The organism is Microlunatus capsulatus (assembly GCF_017876495.1).
Lineage (GTDB): Bacteria > Actinomycetota > Actinomycetes > Propionibacteriales > Propionibacteriaceae > Microlunatus > Microlunatus capsulatus.
On sequence record NZ_JAGIOB010000001.1, the window covers coordinates 722,930 to 742,520 of the forward strand.

The 19,591-nt window shown below is 75.1% G+C and carries 19 protein-coding genes; 9 read left to right on the forward strand and 10 right to left on the reverse strand.

The features are described from left to right. Positions 1-179 precede the first annotated feature (179 nt). From JOF54_RS03305 to JOF54_RS03320, 4 genes are read right to left on the reverse strand one after another with little or no spacing between them, the layout of a single operon-like run. Positions 180-1,961, reverse strand: coding sequence for a hypothetical protein (locus JOF54_RS03305; RefSeq protein ID WP_210052965.1), 1,782 nt, complete (start codon positions 1,959-1,961; stop codon positions 180-182). Further along, positions 1,949-3,820, reverse strand: a complete 1,872-nt coding sequence (locus JOF54_RS21735; RefSeq protein ID WP_210052967.1) for an outer membrane protein assembly factor BamB family protein — start codon at positions 3,818-3,820, stop codon at positions 1,949-1,951. Before JOF54_RS21735 ends, JOF54_RS03305 begins: the two co-directional genes overlap by 13 nt. A 48-nt stretch (positions 3,821-3,868) precedes the next feature. Further along, entirely contained in the window at positions 3,869-5,071 is a 1,203-nt protein-coding gene (gene serB / locus JOF54_RS03315) for a phosphoserine phosphatase SerB (RefSeq protein ID WP_210052969.1), read from the reverse strand. Next, positions 5,068-5,784 carry a pirin family protein gene (locus tag JOF54_RS03320; RefSeq protein WP_210052971.1) on the reverse strand — a complete coding sequence of 239 codons (717 nt, stop codon included), beginning with the start codon at positions 5,782-5,784 and terminating at the stop codon, positions 5,068-5,070. Before JOF54_RS03320 ends, serB begins: the two co-directional genes overlap by 4 nt. 49 nt (positions 5,785-5,833) lie before the next feature. Between JOF54_RS03320 and JOF54_RS03325 the strand changes: the two genes are divergently transcribed. The 3 genes from JOF54_RS03325 to JOF54_RS03335 all read left to right on the forward strand — a co-directional run bounded on the left by JOF54_RS03325 (position 5,834) and on the right by JOF54_RS03335 (position 7,080). Then, a complete protein-coding gene (locus JOF54_RS03325) occupies positions 5,834-6,334 on the forward strand; it encodes a DUF427 domain-containing protein (RefSeq protein WP_210052973.1) in 501 nt (166 codons plus the stop codon). After that, complete coding sequence (locus JOF54_RS03330) at positions 6,331-6,684, forward strand: MGMT family protein (RefSeq protein WP_210052975.1); 354 nt, start codon at positions 6,331-6,333, stop codon at positions 6,682-6,684. The genes JOF54_RS03325 and JOF54_RS03330 overlap by 4 nt, the downstream gene beginning before the upstream one ends. A gap of 192 nt (positions 6,685-6,876) precedes the next feature. Continuing rightward, positions 6,877-7,080 (forward strand): cold-shock protein, encoded by a 204-nt coding sequence (locus JOF54_RS03335; protein WP_091413209.1) that lies wholly within the window; start codon positions 6,877-6,879, stop codon positions 7,078-7,080. Between the two features lie 253 nt (positions 7,081-7,333). Here the strand turns inward: JOF54_RS03335 and moeZ are convergent, their stop codons facing one another. Both moeZ and JOF54_RS03345 read right to left on the reverse strand, forming a co-directional pair. Then, on the reverse strand, positions 7,334-8,524 hold the full coding sequence (gene moeZ, locus JOF54_RS03340; protein WP_210052977.1) for an adenylyltransferase/sulfurtransferase MoeZ: 1,191 nt from the start codon (positions 8,522-8,524) through the stop codon (positions 7,334-7,336). Positions 8,525-8,639: 115 nt separating this feature from the next. Next, positions 8,640-9,539: an aminoglycoside phosphotransferase family protein gene (locus tag JOF54_RS03345; RefSeq protein WP_210052980.1), complete on the reverse strand. Its 900-nt coding sequence runs from the start codon at positions 9,537-9,539 to the stop codon at positions 8,640-8,642. A 33-nt stretch (positions 9,540-9,572) separates the two neighbouring features. Here JOF54_RS03345 and ligD point away from each other — a divergent pair, with 33 nt between their 5' ends. Beyond that, entirely contained in the window at positions 9,573-10,595 is a 1,023-nt protein-coding gene (gene ligD, locus JOF54_RS03350) for a non-homologous end-joining DNA ligase (RefSeq protein WP_210052982.1), read from the forward strand. Positions 10,596-10,600: 5 nt separating this feature from the next. Beyond that, entirely contained in the window at positions 10,601-11,236 is a 636-nt protein-coding gene (locus JOF54_RS03355) for a TetR/AcrR family transcriptional regulator (protein WP_307803790.1), read from the forward strand. A 67-nt stretch (positions 11,237-11,303) separates the two neighbouring features. On the opposite strand, the gene JOF54_RS03360 is transcribed toward JOF54_RS03355, so the two are convergent. From JOF54_RS03360 to JOF54_RS03375, 4 genes are all read right to left on the reverse strand, one after another. Continuing rightward, a complete protein-coding gene (locus tag JOF54_RS03360) occupies positions 11,304-12,314 on the reverse strand; it encodes a DUF4037 domain-containing protein (protein WP_210052984.1) in 1,011 nt (336 codons plus the stop codon). Positions 12,315-12,400: 86 nt separating this feature from the next. Beyond that, positions 12,401-13,225, reverse strand: a complete 825-nt coding sequence (locus JOF54_RS03365) for an ATP-binding cassette domain-containing protein (protein WP_307803791.1) — start codon at positions 13,223-13,225, stop codon at positions 12,401-12,403. 13 nt (positions 13,226-13,238) lie between these two features. Then, complete coding sequence (locus JOF54_RS03370) at positions 13,239-14,276, reverse strand: ABC transporter permease (RefSeq protein WP_210052988.1); 1,038 nt, start codon at positions 14,274-14,276, stop codon at positions 13,239-13,241. A 103-nt stretch (positions 14,277-14,379) separates the two neighbouring features. Continuing rightward, the gene (locus JOF54_RS03375) at positions 14,380-15,489 is read right to left on the reverse strand and encodes a substrate-binding domain-containing protein (RefSeq protein ID WP_210052990.1); all 1,110 of its coding nucleotides are present in this window, start codon (positions 15,487-15,489) and stop codon (positions 14,380-14,382) included. 174 nt (positions 15,490-15,663) lie between these two features. On the opposite strand from JOF54_RS03375, the gene JOF54_RS03380 reads away from it, so the two are divergent. Genes JOF54_RS03380 through larC form a run of 4 tightly spaced genes read left to right on the forward strand, consistent with a single transcriptional unit; the run spans position 15,664 to position 19,573 of the window. Then, a complete protein-coding gene (locus JOF54_RS03380; protein ID WP_210052992.1) occupies positions 15,664-16,701 on the forward strand; it encodes a LacI family DNA-binding transcriptional regulator in 1,038 nt (345 codons plus the stop codon). A gap of 57 nt (positions 16,702-16,758) precedes the next feature. Next, positions 16,759-17,610 (forward strand): ATP-dependent sacrificial sulfur transferase LarE, encoded by an 852-nt coding sequence (gene larE / locus JOF54_RS03385; protein WP_307803792.1) that lies wholly within the window; start codon positions 16,759-16,761, stop codon positions 17,608-17,610. Further along, positions 17,607-18,344, forward strand: a complete 738-nt coding sequence (gene larB, locus JOF54_RS03390) for a nickel pincer cofactor biosynthesis protein LarB (RefSeq protein ID WP_307803793.1) — start codon at positions 17,607-17,609, stop codon at positions 18,342-18,344. Before larE ends, larB begins: the two co-directional genes overlap by 4 nt. Next, a complete protein-coding gene (gene larC / locus JOF54_RS03395) occupies positions 18,341-19,573 on the forward strand; it encodes a nickel pincer cofactor biosynthesis protein LarC (RefSeq protein ID WP_307803794.1) in 1,233 nt (410 codons plus the stop codon). Before larB ends, larC begins: the two co-directional genes overlap by 4 nt. The last annotated feature ends 18 nt before the right edge of the window (positions 19,574-19,591 follow it).

Consider the following 19,591-nt stretch of genomic DNA (forward strand, 5'->3'; position numbering starts at 1 on the left):
CTGGAGGTCCTATTCGACCAGACACCGCTGACAACCCCGGCGTCGTCGCCGCCCGCGGGCGGTCCCGGTGGGGGAACCGCTGACGGCCGACGTCCCGGTCTCCCGGGCGGTGCGACCGCTCAGCGGTTCCCCGTCCCGGCCGGGGCTGCCGGCGCAGCCGGGTCAGAGCGCCGGCCGGGTCAGACCGCCGGGCGGCCCCGCCAGGCGGCGTCGAGCACGGCCACGACGGCGGCGCCGAGCAGGCCGGTGCCCAGCACCAGGTCGCCGAGCTCGGCGTAGGGGTCGAGGTAGACGGTGGTGCTGCCGTCGCGGACCAGGGCGGCGTAGGCCAGCACGGTCATGGTGAGGAGGGAGTTCGTCAGCACCAGCAGCACCCGGGTGGGCCGCGGGAAACGGGCCGAGCTGCCGTTGCCCCAGCCGGCCCCGGTCAGCAGGTCCCAGGTGAGGCCGACGAGCAGCAGCGCGGCGCCGGAGAACCCCAGCAGCACCCCGAGCGGGTCGGCCAGCAGGGTGCGGTGGGCGACGAGGGCCGAGAGCGTGAGCACCCCGGCGAAGCCGAGCGCCCGGACCGGGGTCAGCCGGCGCCGGACCGACGTCACGACCACCGCGGCGAGCACGACGACGGTGGCGACCAGGTTCAACGCGTCGGGGTCGGTGGTGCCGGCCACCCGGTCGCCGAGGACGAGGCTGCGGGCCAGCGCCACCAGGACGACGCCGACGCTGCCCAGCACCAGCGCGCGCCCCGCCCGGCCGGCCCGCGCGGCGCGGACGGCCAGCACGAGGAGGCCGACGCCGACCAGCGCCCGGACGGGGTCGACCAGCACCTCGACGAGCAGGGGCAGGTCGTTGACCCAGGTCTGGTCCTCGACGCCGCCCGGGCCGAGGGCGGCCAGCACGGGGACGGCGGCGGCGAGCAGCTGCACGGGCAGGTTGACCGCGATCAGCGCGACGGCGACGGGGAAGCCGATCGCGCCCAGCTCGTCGCCGAGGTCGCCGACCACGGGCACCGCGCCGCGGCGCCGGGCCGTCGCCAGCAGCAGACCGCCCGCGACGCCGGTGCCGGCCACCACGAGCAGCGCGGGCAGCAGCAGGTTCCAGCCCTGGCTGACGGGGTCGCGACCGGCCAGCTGGTGGCCGAGCTGCAGGAGCCGCAGGCCGACGAGCACGCCGAGCACGGCGAACGCGGCCCGGGCGCGGGTGAGCTGCTGGGCCCCGCGGGTCGCGGCGACGGTGGCGCGCACGGTGATCTCCGCGACGGCTGCCCCCGCGATGGTGGCGGCGGGCAGGGCGAGGAAGCCGAGCGTCGCGGCGGTCAGCTGGAGGGTGACGGGGACGAAGTCGAACCCGAAGGTGCGGCCGTGGCGCATCCCGACCGCCCCCGCCGCGAGCGCGCCGCCGACCAGCGCCCACAGCAGCGGGAACTCCCACCAGGTGGACCGGCGCCGACGCCGGACCGGCACCAGGACGACGACCGCGAGCATGGCCGCCGCCCCCAGCAGCGGGGTCCCCCAGCCGCCGCTGGAGGACGGCGACCGGAGCGACCAGACGCCCATCTGGACCAGCGCGAACAGGGTGCCGAGCACGGCCAGCCACCACGGCCCGCGGACCGCGGCCAGCAGCAGGAGCGCCGTGACGAAGGACAGCATGACCACCAGCGGCCAGGCGGCCGCGGTGGGCAGTCCGAGGCCGCTGCCGCCCGCGGTGCTCAGCGCGGCCGAGCGGCGCAGCGGCCCGGACAGCACCACGAGCAGGCCGCCGGCGGCGAAGACGACGTAGCCGGCCAGCACGACCGCGCGCAGCCCCTCCGGCCAGCCCTGGTCGCGCAGCCGGCCCTCCCGGACCGGGTCGAGCAGCGTCTGGCGCAGCACCCCGCTCGCGAAGGTGCGCAGCCGAGGGCGACGGGCCGGTCCCGCCGCCGGCGCCCCCACCGGCGCGAGCGGACCGGCGCTCACCCCGACCACCCGTGCAGCGTCCAGGTGGCCGTGGCCAGCAGCACGCCGTCGGGCAGGGCCACGGCGGGCCGCTCGCCGAACAGCGTGGCGTCGGGGGGTAGCGGCCAGCGGGCCAGGACGGCGCCGTCGGGCGTCAGCAGCGAGGCCTCGGACCGACCCCAGCCGACGAGGTGGTCGGCGGTCGCGGTGACGTCGAGGAAGCCGTCCAGCCGGGCGCTCACCCGGCCGTCCCGGTCCAGCCGGACGCTCGCGCCGCTGGTCGCGACCAGCACCCCGTCGCCGGCGGGGACGAGGGCTTGCACCGAGCCGCGGAAGGGCCGCAGCCAGCGGTGCCGGCCGTCGGCCGGGTCGAGCGCGTGCGCGCTCTGGTCCTGCAGGACGACGACGCCGGGTCCGGCGACCGCGAGCCCGGTGGCGAGCAGCGGCACCGACCAGCGCTCGGCACCGGAGCCGGCGTCCAGCGCCGTCGTCGTGCCGCCGCGGTCGGCGACCACGACCAGGCCGGCCCCGACGGCGGGGGCGAGGGTGACGTCGGCGTCGAGGGCGTGGGTCCAGCCGGGCCGGCCGTCGGCCACCGCGAAGGTGCGGACGACGCCGTCCAGCCCGGCCAGCACGAGGGTCCGGTCGTCGAGCGCCACCGCGGCGGTGGGCGCCAGCTCCGGCAGCGCCACCCGCCACAGCGGCACCCCCTCGTCGTCGTAGGCGACGACGGCGCGCTCGCTCGTCGTCACCACGACGACGTCGCCGAGGGCGGCCAGGCTGAGCACGGCACCGCCGGGGTGGGCCCGCCAGTCCGTCCGCCAGGTGCCGGCGTCGGTCCGGGTGGTGCCGACCAGGTCGTGCTGGGCGTCCAGGGCCCGGACCACCACCCCCGACGCCGTGCGGACCGGCGGCAGCTGGCCGGGTGAGCCCACCGCCGGCTGCGCGCCGGCCTGCGGGTCGACGGCGACCGTGGCCACCTCGCGGGCGGTCCAGCGCTCGGGCGCGGTCCAGCGCAGCGGCGGGGCGGTCGTCGCCGGGGTGGGCGGGGCCGGGTCGCGGGGCAGCGTGGCGGTGCGGCTGCTGCCCTCCGTGACCGCGTCGGCCACCAGCCCGCGGCCGGGGCACCAGGTCCGCTCGAGGTCCAGCGCGCGGGTGCCGGTGCCGTCGCCCAGCTCCAGCCGCCCCCGCACCGCGAGGCACCCGCCGTCGGCGGCCTCGGCCGTCAGCTCGCTGCGGTAGGAGCGCCCGGGCCCGGTGGTGCCGGCGGACTGCCAGCGGCGGCCGGGCGCGACGTCGGCGGGCAGCTCGAGCAGTCCGGGGGTGAAGCGGAGCAGCCCGTCGGGCCCGTTCTCCCCGAGGAGGCTGACGCCGTCGTCGGTCCGGTAGACCTGCGTGGTCTGGCCCCGGCCGTCGAGCGGGGTGCTCACGGTCCGCCAGAGCTGCAGGCCCGGGTGGTCGACGGCCTCGGTGACCAGCTGGGCGCTGAGGGCCGGGTCGAGCCCGAACACCGCGGCCACCCCGGCGAGCCGGGCCGACTCGGTGACGCCGGTGGTGCTGCGCCGCTGCTGCGGGGTGCCGGCCTCGGTCTGCTGCCAGGCGGCCCGCCCGTCGGGGGGCAGGAAGCGCTGGGCGGCGTCCTCGGCCCCGCTGCCGGCGGTGGCCGCGCGCACCACGAGGCTCAGCAGCGTGCCGACCAGGAGCAGGGCCACCAGCGGCAGCCACCACGGCCGGCGACGGGCGGGGACGGCGGGCGGACCTCCCGCCGCGGGCGCCAGGGCGGGGGCGAGCGGGTCGAACGGCAGCGTCGACCAGTCCTGGACGGGGTACGGGGACCACCGCGGCGGGGGCGCCCACCCGCCCGACGGCTGCCCGGTCCCCTCCGCCACGGCGCCATCCTGGCAGAGCGCCGGGGTCGGGGCGGGTCGTCCCGACGATCAGCCGGGCGCGGTCTCCCCGCCCCGGTCGACGTCGGTCCCGCGGATGCCCAGCATGAAGAGGATGGCGTCGAGGTAGGGCACCGAGACCGTCGTGTCGGCCTGCGCCCGCACCACCGGCTTGGCGTTGAAGGCGATCCCCAGGCCGGCCGCGGCCAGCATGTCGAGGTCGTTCGCGCCGTCCCCGACGGCGACGGTCTGGGAGAGCGGGACCCCCTCGGCCGCGGCGATCTCGGCCAGCAGCCGCGCCTTGCCGGCGCGGTCGACGACCGGGCCCTCGACCTCGCCGGTCAGCACGCCGTCGACGACCTCGAGGCCGTTGGCGTAGGAGTGGTCGAGGCCCAGCTCGGCCCGCAGCCGGTCGGTGAAGGGGGTGAAGCCGCCGCTGACGATGCCGACGGTGAAGCCGAGCCGCTTGAGCGTGCGGACGAAGGTGCGGGCGCCGGGGGTCAGCCGGATCCGGGCCTGCACGCGGTCGACGGCGGCCTGGTCGAGCCCGGCCAGCAGCCGGACGCGCTCCCGCAGCGAGCCCTCGAAGTCCAGCTCGCCGGCCATCGCGCGGGCGGTGATCGCGGCGACCTCCTCGAGCCGGCCGGCCTCGTCGGCCAGCAGCTCGATGACCTCGTCCATGATCAGCGTCGAGTCGACGTCCATGACGACCAGCCGCTTGGCCCGCCGCTCGAGCCCGTTGACCTGGACGGCGACGTCGATGCCGTGCTCGCGCGCCACCTCGACGAGCGCCCGGCGCATGGCCTCGACGTCGCCGGCGATGACGACGAGGTCGTAGGCCGTCACCGGCGTGGTGGCCAGCCGGACCACCCGGTCGATGTTGCCGCCGGTGCCGGCGACGGCCGCGGCGACGGCGGCCAGCGCGGTGGCGGGCAGCGGGCGGCCGAGCACGGTGACGGCGTGCCGGACCAGCTGGGCCCGGCGCGAGCGGGCCTCGACCCGCTCGAACTCGATCCGCAGGTCGCGGGTGAAGCCCCAGTAGAGGATGTCGCGGAGCAGGCTGTCGTCGGCCCCGGCCAGCCGGACGAGGACGTCGAGGGTCAGCCGCTCGCGGACCACCAGCTGCTCCATGTCCTCCAGCACGGCCCCGGCGTCCCCCAGCAGCTGCAGCAGCTCGGCGGTGACCCGGGGGCGGTCGGCGCCGTAGACGCGGATCAGCAGCGGCCGCTCGGTGGCGGTCTCGACGGCGCTCACGCGGCGAACGTCCAGACCAGCAGCTCGGCCTCGGTGACGGCGCGCGCCCGGAGCGCGGCCTCGCCGGTGAGCCGGACCGAGTCACCGGCGGCGAGCGGGCCGACGGCCTCCAGGTCCAGCGCGCCGCGGAGCACGAACAGGTGGGCCAGCGGGCCGGCGGGCAGCAGCCGGGCGGTGCCGGGCGTGAGCACGCTCACCCACAGCGTGGCGCCCGCGGTCCCCAGCCCGACGGCCGCGTCGGACCGGCCGCCCGACGCGACCGGCACCCAGTCGGCGGCCAGCGCGTCGCGCTCGACCGCGCCCTGCCCGTAGGCGGGCGGCAGCCCCGGCTCGTCGGGCCGCAGCCACATCTGGACGAAGCGGGCCGGACCGGCGCCTGGGGCGTCGTTGCGCTCGGCGTGCACGACCCCCGACCCCGCGCTCAGCCGCTGGGCCAGGCCCGGCACGACCACGCCCCGGTGGCCGGTGGAGTCGGCGTGCACCAGGGAGCCCTCCGCCACCCAGGTGAGGATCTCGGCGTCGGCGTGCGGGTGGTCGTCGAACCCGCGGCCGGCCAGCAGCGACTCCTCGTTGACCACCACCAGGGGGCCGTGGCCCACGTGCTCGGGGTCGTAGTGCGCGCCGAAGGAGAAGACGTGCGCGGTCTCGATCCCGGGGGCGGAGCTGGTGAAGCGGTCGGAGCCGCGGCGCAGCTGCAGCAGGGGGTCGCTCACCGGGCCAGTATCGCGGGCCCGGCGCGGACCACCCGTCTACGCTCAGCCCATGGCCTCCCGACCCGTCCCCGAACCGATCGCCCCCGGCCAGGAGTCCGTCTGGGACTACCCCCGACCGCCGGCGCTGGTGGCCAGCGACGAGCTGGTGACCGTGGTCCTCGGCGGGGTGGAGATCTGCGAGACCACGACGAGCTGGCGGGTGCTGGAGACCTCCCACCCGCCGACGTACTACCTGCCGCGCACCGCCTTCCGGGAGGGCGCGCTGGTGCCGGCCCGCGGCAGCTCCTTCTGCGAGTGGAAGGGCGAGGCGTCCTACCTCGACCTCGTCGGCGGCACGACGGTGGCGCCGCGAGCCGCCTGGTACTACCCGCAGCCGACCCCGCGCTACGCCGCGCTCCGGCACCACGTCGCGCTCTACCCCGCGATGGTGGACCGCTGCCTCGTCGACGGCGAGCTCGTCGGGCCGCAGCCCGGCGGCTTCTACGGCGGCTGGATCACGTCGAACGTCGTCGGGCCGTTCAAGGGCGGCCCCGGCAGCAACGGCTGGTGACCACCGGGCCCGAGCCGGGTGCCCCCGACCCGGAGGCCTACGTCGAGGCGGTGCTGCGGCTCGTCGAACGGGTGCCGGCGGGCCGGGTGACCACCTACGGCGACCTGGCCGAGGCGGTCGGCCGCGGCGGCCCGCGGCAGGTCGGGACGGTGATGGCGACCTGGGGCGGCGGGGTCCCGTGGTGGCGCGTCGTGCGGGCGGACGGCTCGCCCGCGCGGGGTCACGAGGCGGAGGCGCTGCGACGGCTGGCCGCGGAGGGAACTCCGCTGCGGGGGCCGCGCGTTGTCATGGCGCAGGCGCGGCTCGGGGCGGGTGGATCCCCGCCCGACGCGGTACCTGACGCGTCCTGAATGCGTTCTCGCCGGGGGTTCCCATCCCGGCGTGTTCTGTGACAGTCTTTCCCTGCTGTTGCAAGTGGTCTGTGTCGTGGTACGTGCTACGCCCCCAGAACTATTGCGTGGGCGTCAGTCATCACCCTGGTGCCCGACAGCGGTCGGGGTCGTGAGGTGCGGCTCCGAATGCCAGATCATAGGGAGATTCACATGGCTCAGGGAACCGTCAAGTGGTTCAACGCCGAGAAGGGCTACGGCTTCATCGCCGTGGACGGCGGCGGCCCGGACGTTTTCGTCCACTACAGCGCGATCGAGTCGACGGGTTTCCGGACCCTGGACGAGGGTCAGCGCGTCGAGTTCCAGACCACGCAGGGCCCCAAGGGCCCGCAGGCCGACCAGGTTCACGCCATCTGAGCTGAGTCACCCGCACTGCTTGCAGGAACAGAAAAGCCCCTCCGCCTCTCCCGAGGCGTGAGGGGCTTTTCTGTTCCTGCACGCAGTGTTGTCTGTCCTCGCTCCGCTCGGACGCGCTCCTCGCTCTGGTCCGCCGACGTCGTCGTCGCCGGTGAACGAAGAACGTGTTCACCGGCTCCTCCTCCGTTCGGCGGCGCGAGGAGCGGCGGGGGACGGGTCCGCCGTCAGGCTCGCCCGTCCCCCACCTTTCTGCTCAGTACGCGGGCTGGGAGGGGTCGATGGAGTTGACCCAGGCGCTGACGCCGCCGCCGACGTGCACGGCGTTGTCGAGGCCGGCGCCGCGGACGATGGCGAGCACCTCCGCCGAGCGGATGCCGGTCTTGCAGTAGAGGACGACCTGCTTGTCCTGCGGCAGCTGGCCGAGGGCCTCGCCGGTCTGGAAGTCGCCCTTGGGGATGAGGATCGAGCCGGGGATCTGGTTGATGTCCCGCTCGACCTTCTCCCGGACGTCGATGAGGACGAAGTCCTTCTCGCCCTGCTCGCGGGCGTTGAGCCAGTCCTCGAGCTGCTGGACGCCCACGGTGTGACCGGCGACGGCCTCGGCGGCCTCGTCGGTGATCGCGCCGCAGAAGGCGTCGTAGTCGATCAGCTCGGTGACGGTCGGGTTCTCCCCGCACACGGCGCAGTTCGGGTCCTTGCGGATCTTCAGCTGCTGCCAGCTCATCTCGAGGGCGTCGTAGATCTGCAGCCGGCCGACCAGCGGGTCGCCGATGCCGGCCAGCAGCTTCAGCGCCTCGGTGACCTGGGTGGCGCCGATCGAGGCGCAGAGCACCCCGAGGACACCGCCCTCGGCGCAGCTCGGCACCATGCCGGGCGGCGGAGGCTCGGGGTAGAGGCAGCGGTAGCAGGGGCCCTGGTCGGCCCAGAACACGCTGACCTGCCCGTCGAAGCGGAAGATCGAGCCCCACACGTACGGCTTGTGCAGCAGCACGGCGGCGTCGTTGACCAGGTAGCGCGTCGCGAAGTTGTCGGTGCCGTCGACGATCAGGTCGTACTGGCTGAAGATCTCGAACACGTTGTCGTTGTCCAGCCGGACGTCGTGCACGACCACGTCGACGTACGGGTTCGTCTCGGCGATCGACTCCTTGGCCGACTGCGCCTTGGACTTCCCGATGTCGGACTGGCCGTGGATGATCTGGCGCTGCAGGTTCGACTCGTCGACGGTGTCGAACTCGACGATGCCCAGGGTGCCCACGCCGGCCGCGGCCAGGTAGAGCAGCGCCGGGCTGCCGAGGCCGCCGGCGCCGATGACCAGCACCTTGGCGTTCTTGAAGCGCTTCTGCCCGTCCATGCCCACGTCGGGGATGATCAGGTGACGGCTGTACCGGCGCACCTCGTCGATGGTCAGCTCGGTGGCGGGTTCCACCAGCGGCGGCAGGGCCACGGTCGTTCCTCCTGGTCGTTCGGGGCGTCAGGGATGACGTGCGATCCTCTCCCCCAACCTCCGGCCCGGGCCCCCTATTCCGAGGCCTGGACGACCGTCCCGGCAGGCGGACGGCTCAGCGCTGGACCGCCTTGACCAGGGTGGTGCAGCGGGTGACCGCCTCCCGGTCGGGCACCGGCGCGCTCACCGCGGCCAGCAGCGCCACCATCACCCGGACGGTGACCCAGGCCCGGGTGCGGTCCTCGTCGAGCCCGGCGGTGTCGACGACGGCGTAGAGCCGGTCGAGGACGGCGCCGCGCAGGTCGCCCGAGGCCACGGCCTCGTCCCAACGGGTCCACAGCAGCGGCGCCACCTCGAAGGACGGCTCCCCGGCCAGCGGGTGCGGGTCGACGGCGAGCCAGGGCTCGCGGGACGCCGCCAGCACGGTGCCGGTGTGCAGGTCCCCGTGCACCAGGGCGACGTCGGTGCCCGGGTCGGCGGCGAAGTCGGCGGCCAGCCCGACGGCCTGGTCGACGAAGCGGCGGGGCGCCGCCGTCGTCCCGTGCAGGGCGGCCAGCGCGTCGGCCCAGCCCGCCGAGCGCTCCGAGAGCCGGTCCAGCGAGGGCACGGGCCGCCGGTGCAGCCGGGGGTACAGCCCCGCGACCACGGCGCAGGCGTCGACGGGGTCGAGGTCGGCGAGGTCGTGCCCGGGCTCGCAGCGCTCCAGCAGCAGGACGCGACGACGGGGGTCGGCGCGGAGCAGCTGGACCGCGCCGGCGCCGTCCCAGGCCCGCAGGGCGAGGTGGGCCGCGGCGGCGTCCGGCTCGGGACCGCCGAGGACGAGGTCGCCCGGCCGGCCGTCGTCGCGCACCGGCAGCACCAGGCCGCTCCCCCGGGTCCGCACCGGCCCGTCGGCGACCAGGCCCCAGCCGCCGAGGACGTCGGCGACGAGCCGGGGCAGCGTCTCGAGCCAGCCGGCCCAGGCCGGTCCGCGCGCCGCCTGCCGTCCGAGGAGATTCGGCACCCGCACGCTCACCGGCGCAACAGTAGGGGGTGGGAGACTGCGGCCATGGGCCAGGCCGACCGACCGCCGAGCGACGTGACCACCGAGGTCGACGGCCGCGTGCTGGGCCTGACCAACCTCGACAAGGTGCTCTACCCGGCCACCGGTTGGACCAAGGCCGAGGTCGTCAGCTACTACCTGCAGGTCGCGCCGACGATCCTGCCGCACGTCCGCGACCGGGCGATGACGCGGCTGCGCTACCCCGACGGCGTCCGCTACGACGAGCCGCGCGAGGAGCGCGGCGGGACCACACCGCCGCCGGGCGGGGCCTTCTACGAGAAGAACGCCCCGGCGGGCACCCCGTCGTGGGTGCCCCGGCAGAGGGTCGGCACCAGCGACGGCGTCATCGACTACGTCGTGGTGGACGAGCCGGCCACCCTGGTGTGGCTGGCCAACCTCGCCGCGCTGGAGCTGCACACCCCGCAGTGGACGATCTCCAGCGGCACCGTCGACGACGACGGCGTGCTCGACCTCCCCGGCGACGAGCCACGGGCCGGGGAGCCGCTGGCCGACCGGGTCGTCGTCGACCTCGACCCGGGCGCCGGGATGGGCATCGTCGAGACCGCGCGGGCCGCCCTGCTGGTCGCCGCCGTGCTGGCCGAGGACGGCCTGGTGCCGGTGCCGCAGAGCTCGGGCAGCAAGGGCATCCAGGTCTACGCCGCCGTCGCGCCCTGCCGCAGCCGCGACGCCTGGGCCTACACCAAGCGGCTGAACGCGACCATGGCCCGGCGGCACCCCGACTTCTTCGTCGCCAGCATGTCCGTGGAGCAGCGCCGCGGGAAGATCTACGTCGACCACCACCAGAACCTGGCGGCGCGGAACACCATCGCGCCCTACAGCCTGCGGGGCCGCGAGCAGCCCTCCGTGGCCACCCCGGTCAGCTGGGACGAGGTGGGCGCGGTGACAGGCCCCGACGACCTCCGCTTCTCCCCCGAGGACGTGCTCGACCGGCTGGCCGAGCACGGGGACCTGGCCCAGGACCTGCTGGAGCAGGACCGGCCTCCGCTGCCGCCGGCCCCAGTAGGGTGACGGGCGTGACTTCCCAGGCCGGCACGCGGGCGACGAGGATGCCCCGCGAGGAGCGGCGGGCGTCGCTGCTCGAGGCCGCCAACGAGGTCTTCACCAGCCGCGGCTACCACGCGGCCGCGATGGACGACATCGCCGAGGCCGCCGGGGTGTCCAAGCCGGTGCTGTACCAGCACTTCCCCTCCAAGCTGGACCTCTACCTGGCCCTGCTGGACGCCAGCTGCGACTCCCTCGTCGAGGTGGTGCGCGGGGCGCTGGCCAGCCACGAGCACAACGCCGACCGGGTCGTCGCCACCATCGACGCCTTCTACGCCTTCGTCTCCAGCACCAGCGGGGAGTTCCGGTTCGTCTTCGAGTCCGACCTGACCGGCGACGCGTCGGTGCAGAAGCGGCTGTGGCAGGTGAACGAGGAGATCGCCGACCTGATCGCCGAGGTCATCCAGTCCGACACCGCGCTCCCCCGCGAGCAGGCCAAGCTGCTGGCCATCTCGCTGGTGGGCAACGCCCAGGTGAGCGCGCGCTACTGGGTCTCCTCCGGCATGTCGATCCCCGTCGAGGAGGCCACCTCGCTGGTCAGCCGGCTGGCCTGGCGCGGCATCCGCGGCTTCCCGCTCACCGGGTACGACCCGGCCCGCCTGCACTGACCCGGTTGCGTGTGACCTGAGGAGGTGACATCACCTCACGAGGTCACACGCTGTCGCGGTGCCGACCTCAGTCGAGGACGCGGAGCAGCGCCGCGCGGGACCGCGGGTGCCACAGCACCTCGCGCAGCTGGTCGACCCCGCCCGTCGGCCAGCGCTCGGCGATCCGGCGGACCTCGGGGTCGGCGACGGCGGCCTGCAGGGCGCCCGGCACGTCGCCCCAGGTGACGGCGAAGGGCCGGTCCCACATCCGCACCACCTCGGTCGGCACCGGCGGGGTGACGCCGAGCGCGTCGTGGCGCCGGGCCAGGACGACGTAGGCCGCGTCCAGCGCCCGCTCGCGCTCGGGCCACCGCTCGGCCCGCAGCACCGCGGCGAGCAGCGGCCCCAGCTCGTCCGCTCCCCCGAGCCGGCCGAAGGCGGTGCCGAACCACTTGGCGTAGGGCGCGTAGCGGCACTCCTGCAGGAAGGCCAGCCTCATCATGTCGGTGACCAGCCGGGCGGCCAGCAGCGCCGAGCCCAGCTCGTCGCCCGCCCAGCCGGTGCGGCCGACGAGGTTCTGCTCCGGGTGGATCCGCCACCAGGCCGCCGACATCAGGTACAGCCAGATGTCGTGCGGGTAGCGGGCCAGCCGCTCGCGCGCGGCGACCAGGCCCACCGCGTCGTGGAAGACCGCGCCCGCGGTCGCCTGGGCCAGCTGCTGCTCGGCGGTGACGAGCCAGTCCGCCGCGGTCAGCGGGTGGTCGAGGTCGAGCCCCACCAGGTCCCGCAGGTAGCCGTGCACGGTCACCACCTCGACGGCGCACGGCAGGCCGCGGTAGGTCGTCGGGACCCGCTCCTGCAGCGTCGCGAGGACCGCGGCACCCACCGCGGCGTGCGCGGCGGGCTCCAGGAAGACCGAGACGCGCGGGCGCCAGTCGTGGTCGGTGGACATCGCGTCGTCGAAGCCGAGCACCTCCGAGCCGCGGCCCATCACCGCCGCGCCGTGCGGCAGGTCCGGGTGGGCGGCCGCCAGCACCGGGGCCACCGCCTCGCGGTAGAAGGCCCGGCAGAGCGCCAGGCCGGGGGTGAGCTCGTGCACAGCCGACCTCCTGCGGGTGGGACGGGCACGGCCCGCACCCCGGTCAGGGGTGCGGGCCGCAGCCGTCGGGGTGGGTCCGCGCCAGCTCAGCCGCGCTGGAGGGTGGTGGCGCCGGTCATGATCGCTACCGCCTCGGTCGGGGTGTGCGACTGGGGCGTGATGACCCCGGCGCAGCCGCCCAGCCGCGCGATGTGGATCCGGTCGGCCACCTCGAACACGTTGGGCATGTTGTGGCTGATCAGGATCACCGGCAGGCCGCGCTCCTTGATCTGGCGGATCAGGTTGAGCACCTGGCCGGTCTCCTTCACCCCCAGCGCGGCGGTCGGCTCGTCGAGGACGACGAACTTGGACGCGAAGGTCGCGGCCCGGGCCACGGCGACGGCCTGGCGCTGGCCGCCGGACAGCGTCTCGACCGCCTGGTCCATGTTCTGCACCGTGGCGATGCCGAGGTTGGCCATCGAGCGGCCCGCGTCCTCCTTCATGCCCTTCTTGTCGAGCATCCGGAACACCGAGCCCAGCACGCCGGGCCGACGGCGCTCGCGGCCGAGGAACATGTTGGCCGAGATGTCGAGCGCCGGGGCGACGGCGAGGGTCTGGTAGACCGTCTCGATGCCGGCCGAGCGGGCGTCCTGCGGGGTCTTGAAGTTGACCTGGCGGCCGTCGAGGAACACCTGCCCGGAGTCGGGCACCAGCGCCCCGGTGAGGGCCTTGACCAGCGTCGACTTGCCGGCGCCGTTGTCGCCGATGATCGCCAGCACCTCGCCGGGGAAGAGGTCGAGGTCGACGCCGTCCAGGCCGATGACCCGGCCGAAGGTCTTGATCAGGTTGCGGCCCGAGAGCACCGTCTGGCTGGGGTCGGCGAGCTCGCCGGCCGGGCCGCGGTACTTCTCGTCGGGACTGGGGTCTGCCACCGAGCTGCTCATGTCAGGACTTCACCTTTCGGATCCACTGGTCGATGGAGACGGCGACGATGACGAGCAGGCCGGTCGCGAGGACCCGCCACTGGTCGTCGACGCCGGCGAGGCTCAGCCCGATCCGGAACACGCCGACGATCAGCGCGCCGAGGATGGTGCCGATGATCGCGCCGCGGCCGCCGAAGAGGCTGGTGCCGCCGATCACCACGGCCGTGATCGAGTCGAGGTTGGCGTCCACGATCGCGTTGGCGCTCGCGGTGCCGGAGCGGCCGATCTGCACCCAGGCGGTGATGCCGTAGATGAGGCCGGCGACGGTGTAGACGCTCAGCAGCACCCGGTCGACCCGGATGCCGACCAGCCGGGCGGCGTCGACGTCGTTGCCGACGGCGTAGACGTGGCGGCCCCAGGAGGTCTGGCTGAGCACGAAGGCCATCACCACGGCGAGCAGCACCACGATGATGACGCCCGCCGTGATCCGGAACGGCCCGACGATGATCGGGGTGCCGGCCCAGTTGAGGGCGGCGGGCATGTCGCGCCGGCCGACCTGCTGGCCGCCGGAGTACAGCAGGGCGATCGCGGTGAAGATGCTCAGGGTGCCCAGCGTGACGATGAACGGTGGGAGCCGGAGCCGGGTGACGAGCATCCCGTTGACGGCGCCGGCCAGCACGCCGACGGCGACGCCGATGAGGATCGCGACCACCCCGGGCACGCCGTTCTTGACGGCCAGGTTGGCCGAGAAGAGCGTCGAGAGGATGGCGATCGCGCCGACCGAGAGGTCGATGCCCGCGGTCAGGATGACCAGCGTCTGGCCGATGGCCAGGGCGGCGATGACCGCGGTCTGCTGCAGGATGATGCCGATCGTGCCCGGCTGGGCGAACCGCGGGTTCAGCAGGGTGAAGACGATGCAGGAGATCAGCAGCACCAGCAGGGGGCTGATCGAGGGGTGGGAGTGGAGCAGGTTCTGCAGCCGCTGCAGCGGCGACTGCCGCCGCATCGCGAACTGCTCGGCGGCGCTGGTCGGCGCTGCCGTGTCGACGGTGGTGGTCACGTGGGCTTCCTCGCCTTCGTAGGGACCGGACGGGCCGGCCGGGAGAGGGCCTGCGGCCCCCGAGGGGTCGGCCCCGCCTCAGCGACGGGGCCGACCGCAGGGCTCACTTGCCCCAGCACTCCTTCTGGCCGTCGGCAACGCTGATGCTCTCGACGCCGTCGACCTTCTTGTCGGTCACCAGCGAGACGCCGGTGTCGTAGAAGTCCAGGCCCGGGGTGACGGCCGGCTTCTCGCCACCGTCGGCGATCTTCTTGATCGCCTCGACGCCCAGCTGGGCCATCTTCAGCGGGTACTGCTGCGACGTCGCCGAGATCGTGCCGTCGGCGACGGCCTCCAGGCCCGGGCTGCAGCCGCCGTCGACCGAGACCAGCAGGGCGTCGGTGATGCCGGCGTCCTTGAGGGCCTCCGAGGCGCCCACGGCCGCGGGCTCGTTGATCGTGTAGACGACGTTGATGTCCTTGGTCTTGGCCAGGCAGCTCTCCATGGCCGACTTGCCCTCGTCCTGCGCGCCCTGGGTCGGCTCGTTGCAGGCGATCGTGTAGCTGCCGCCCTTGCCGGCGGTGTAGGAGCCGGACTTGTCCTCGTCGCCGTTCTTCGCCTTGTCCTTGACGTCGATCCCCATCCCGGTCAGGAATCCCTGGTCGCGGTTGTAGTCGACGGAGACGATCTTGTCGTTGAACAGGTCGAGCAGCGCGATGTTGGCGGTCTTGCCGTCCAGCTGGCCGGCGGTCCACTGGCCGATCAGCTCACCGGCCTTGAAGTTGTCGGTCGCGAAGGTGATGTCGACGGTGTCCGCGGGGTCGGGCGGGGTGTCCAGCGCGATCACGTAGAGACCGGCGGAGCGGGCGCTGTCCAGCGCGGTGTTGACGCCGGGGCCGTTGGGGGTGATGAGGATGCCCTTGTCGCCGCGGGCGACGGCGGCCTCGATCGCCTTGACCTGGCCGTCCTCGTCGCCGTCCTTGGCGCCGGCGGCGAGGGTCAGCGACACGCCGTTGGCGGCACCGGCCTCCTTCGCGCCCTCCTGCATGGCCACGAAGAACGGGTTGTTGTTGTCCTTGGTGATCAAGGTGACGGCGACGTCGTCGCCGCCCCCGCTGCCGCCGTCGGTCGAACCGGGCTCGGCGGACCCGCCGCAGGCGGTGAGGGCGAGGGTGGTGGCGGCGGCCAGCGCGAGGCCGGCCAGGAGCCGCGGGTTCAGGGACGGGTGCTTCATGAGGCCTCCATTGGTCACACGTGGTCACCGGGGGCCGACGGGCCCCCAGCCGCACCGTCTCCTCGTGACAACGGTGTCATGGGATGTTTATAGACTGTTCTCAGGAAACCGTCAAGCCTTCCGCGCCGTTCGTGTCCTGCTCGCTACACTCGCCGTCGTCGAGAGGAGACACCGGTGTCAACACCGATCAGGGCCACCCGTTCCCGGGCGACGATCCGCGACGTCGCGGCCCTCGCCGGCGTCGGCATCAAGACGGTGTCGCGGGTGATCAACGACGAGGCCAACGTATCGCCCGCCATGCGCGAGCGGGTGCGCTCAGCGGTCGTGGCGCTGAACTTCCAACCCCACCAGGGCGCGGGCGCCCTGCGCCGCGGTGACCACAAGACGCGGACCCTCGGCCTGCTGCTCGACGCCGTGGACAACCCCTTCGCCGCCAGCATCAACCGGGCCGTCGAGGCCGTGGCCCTGCGGCACGGCACCGCCGTCTTCGCCGCCAGCTCCGAGGACGACCCGGAGCGGGAGCGCGAGCTGGTCGACGTCTTCACCCGCCGCCGCGTCGACGGCCTGCTGCTGACCATGATCAGCCAGGACCACGGCTACCTGCAGGCCGAGCGCGAGCAGGGCACGCCCCTGGTCTTCGTCGACCGCCCCCCGGTCGGGCTGCTGGCCGACGCCGTGGTCACCGACAACCAGGCCGCGGCGCGGAGGGCCACCGAGCACCTGCTGGCCGCCGGCCACCGCCGGGTCGCCCACATCGGCGACGAGCTGCGGATCTCCACCGCCCGGGAGCGCCGGGCCGGGTTCGCCGACGCCGTCGCCGCGGCGGGGCCCGACGTCGTGGCCCACCACGTCGACGACCTGCGCTCGGAGGCCGAGGCCGAGGCCGCCGTCCGCGCCCTGCTCGACCTGGCCGAGCCGCCGACCGCCTTCTTCACCGCGCAGAACCTCGTGACCATCGGCGCGCTGCGGGCCCTGCACGGCACCGGGCGCCAGCACGAGGTGGCCCTCGTCGGCTTCGACGACCTGCTGCTGGCCGACCTGCTGCAGCCCGGCGTCACCGTGATGGCCCAGGACCCGGCCCGGATCGGCACGCTGGCCGCCGAGCGGCTGTTCGACCGCCTCGGCGGCAGCACCGGGCCCGAGGAGACGCTCGTGGTGCCGGCCACCCTCGTGGTCCGCGGCTCCGGCGAGATCGTGCCGCCGCGGGGCTGAGGACCCGTTCCCCGGGCACCCGGCGGACCGCCCGCCGGCCGCGGCTAGCGTGGGGCCGTGACCGCCACCCGCACCGACACCGCTCCCGTCGAGCTCGACGCCGTGCTCGCCGACCTGCAGGACCGGCTCGCCGGCGTCGCCCGGCTGGGCGTCGCGTTCTCCGGCGGCGTCGACTCCTCGCTGCTGCTGGCGCTCGCCGTCCGCGCCCTCGGCGCCGACCAGGTGGTCGCGCTGCTCGGCGTCTCCCCCAGCCTGGCCGTGGACGAGCGGGTGGCCGCCCACGAGGTGGCCCGCGGGATCGGCGTCGGGGTCGTCGAGGTCACCACCCACGAGGGCGAGCGGCCCGAGTACCAGGCCAACGGCCCCGACCGCTGCTTCTTCTGCAAGGACGAGCTGTTCAGCCGGATCGACGACGAGGTCGTGGCCACCCACCGCCTGGACGCCGTGGCCTACGGCGAGAACGCCGACGACGCCCGCCGGCCGGACCGCCCCGGCTCGCGCGCCGCGACCACCCACGCCGTCCTGCGGCCGCTGGCCGACCTCGCGCTCACCAAGGCCGACGTCCGCCGGCTGGCCCGCGACCTGGGACTCGCCGTCGCCGACAAGCCGGCCGCGCCGTGCCTGGCATCCCGCATCCCGCACCACGAGCCGGTGACGCCGGAGAAGCTGCGGCAGGTCGACCAGGCCGAGAGCGCTCTGCGCGCCCTCGGGCTCACCGATCTGCGCGTCCGCCACCACGGCGACGTCGCCCGCGTCGAGCTGCTGGCCGAGGACCTGCCCCGGGCCGTCGTCGACCCGCTCCGCGGCGCCGTCCAGGCCGCCGTCCGCGCGGCCGGCTTCCGCTTCGTCGCCCTCGACCTGGGCGGCATCCAGTCCGGCGCCTTCACCCTGCCGCTGGTGACCCGGTGACCGCCGCCGACGGCACGCCCGCCGCCGGAGGGCTCTCCCCCGCCCAGGTGCTGGCCGAGTTCGCCACCCTCGACACCGACCGGCAGGCCCGTCGCGGCTACCCCGAGGCCGTCTACTGCGCGGGCAAGACGCCCGCGCAGGTCGGGCTGATCGCCGCCGACGCCCGCGAGCACGCCCAGGTGACGCTGTTCACCCGGGCCGGCGCCGAGCACGCCGCGGCCGTGCTGGCCGCGCTGCCCGACGCCGTCCACGACCCCGACGCCGGCCTGCTGGCCTGGCCGCCGGAGCCCCCGGCGCCCACCGGCGGGCTGGTCGTCGTCGTGGCCGCCGGCACCTCCGACCTGCCCGTCGCCCGCGAGGCGCTGCTCACGGCGCGGTACCTGGGCCGGCGGTCCGAGGTCGTCGTCGACGTCGGCATCGCCGGCCTGCACCGGGTGCTCGGCCACCTCGAGCTGCTGCGCAGCGCCCGGGTCGTCGTCGTCGCGGCGGGCATGGACGGCGCCCTGCCCGGCCTGGTCGCCGGCCTGGTCAGCGCGCCCGTCGTCGCCCTGCCCACCTCCGTCGGCTACGGCGCCGCCTTCGCCGGCGTCGCCCCGCTGCTCACCATGCTCAACGCCTGCGCGCCCGGGGTGGCCGTGGTCAACATCGACAACGGCTACGGCGCCGGCCACCTGGCCGCCCAGATCGCCGCACCCGTGCCCGCCGAGCCGTCCGCCGACGGGAGCGCCGCGTGAGCGGGCGGCACGCCTGGGTCGACGCCTCCGCCGGCGTCGCGGGCGACATGCTGCTGGGCGCCCTCGTCGACGCCGGCGCCGACCTGGCGCAGGTCCAGGCCGCCGTCGACGCGGTCGTGCCCGGGGCGGTCCGGCTGGTCGCGCACGGCGTGCTGCGGGCCGGCCAGTCGGGCACCAAGGTCGACGTCGAGGTGCTCACCGACGACCTGCCGCACCGGCACTGGAGCGAGATCCGGACGATGGTCACCGACGCCGACCTGCCGGAGCGGACGCGGGCCCGGGTGCTGGCCACCTTCGGCCGGCTCGCCGACGCCGAGGCCCGGGTGCACGGCACCAGCCCCGAGGACGTGCACTTCCACGAGGTGGGCGCCCTGGACTCGATCGCCGACGTGGTCGGCGTCTGCGCGGCCCTCGAGCTGCTGGACGTGGCCACCCTCAGCGCCGGCCCGGTGGCCGTCGGGTCGGGCCGGATCCGCACCGCGCACGGCGACATCGGCGTGCCGGTGCCCGCCGTCGTTCAGCTCTCCACCGGCAAGCGGGTGCTGGCCGGCGGCCGGGGCGAGCTGGCCACCCCCACCGGGATGGCCCTCGTGGTGGCCCTCAGCGAGCGCGACGAGGACCTGCCGGCGATGGTCGTCGACGGCGCGGGCGCCGGGGCGGGCACCAAGGACTTCCCCGACCGGCCGAACCTCACGCGGGTGCTGCTGGGCGCGACGGCCGCGGTCGCCGCCCCGGCCCCGGACGGCGACCGGGTGACGGTCCTCGAGGCCAACGTCGACGACCTCGACCCGCGGCTGTGGCCCGGGGTGCTGGACCGGCTGCTGACCGGCGGCGCCCTGGACGCCTGGCTGGTGCCGGTGCTCATGAAGAAGGGCCGGCCCGCGCACACCCTCACCGTGCTGGCGCACCCGCACCGGGTGCCCGCGCTGCGCGACCTCGTCTTCGCCGAGACCTCGACGCTGGGCGTCCGCGCCGCCGACTGGACACGGACGGCGCTGCCCCGCGGCTGGGTCGACGTCGCCGTCGGCGAGCAGCCGGTGGCCGTCAAGGTGGGCCACCGCGACGGCCGCGTGGTCCGGGCCACCCCCGAGTTCGACGCGGTGGAGCGGCTCGCCGCCCGCACCGGGCGGCCGGTGCCCGACGTGCTGGCCGAGGCGACGGCGGCCGCGACGACGGCCGGTCTGGTCCCGGGCGCGCCGCTGCCCGCCGGGCTGCGGCCCGCCGTCTGAGCCCGGGGAGAAGCCGCG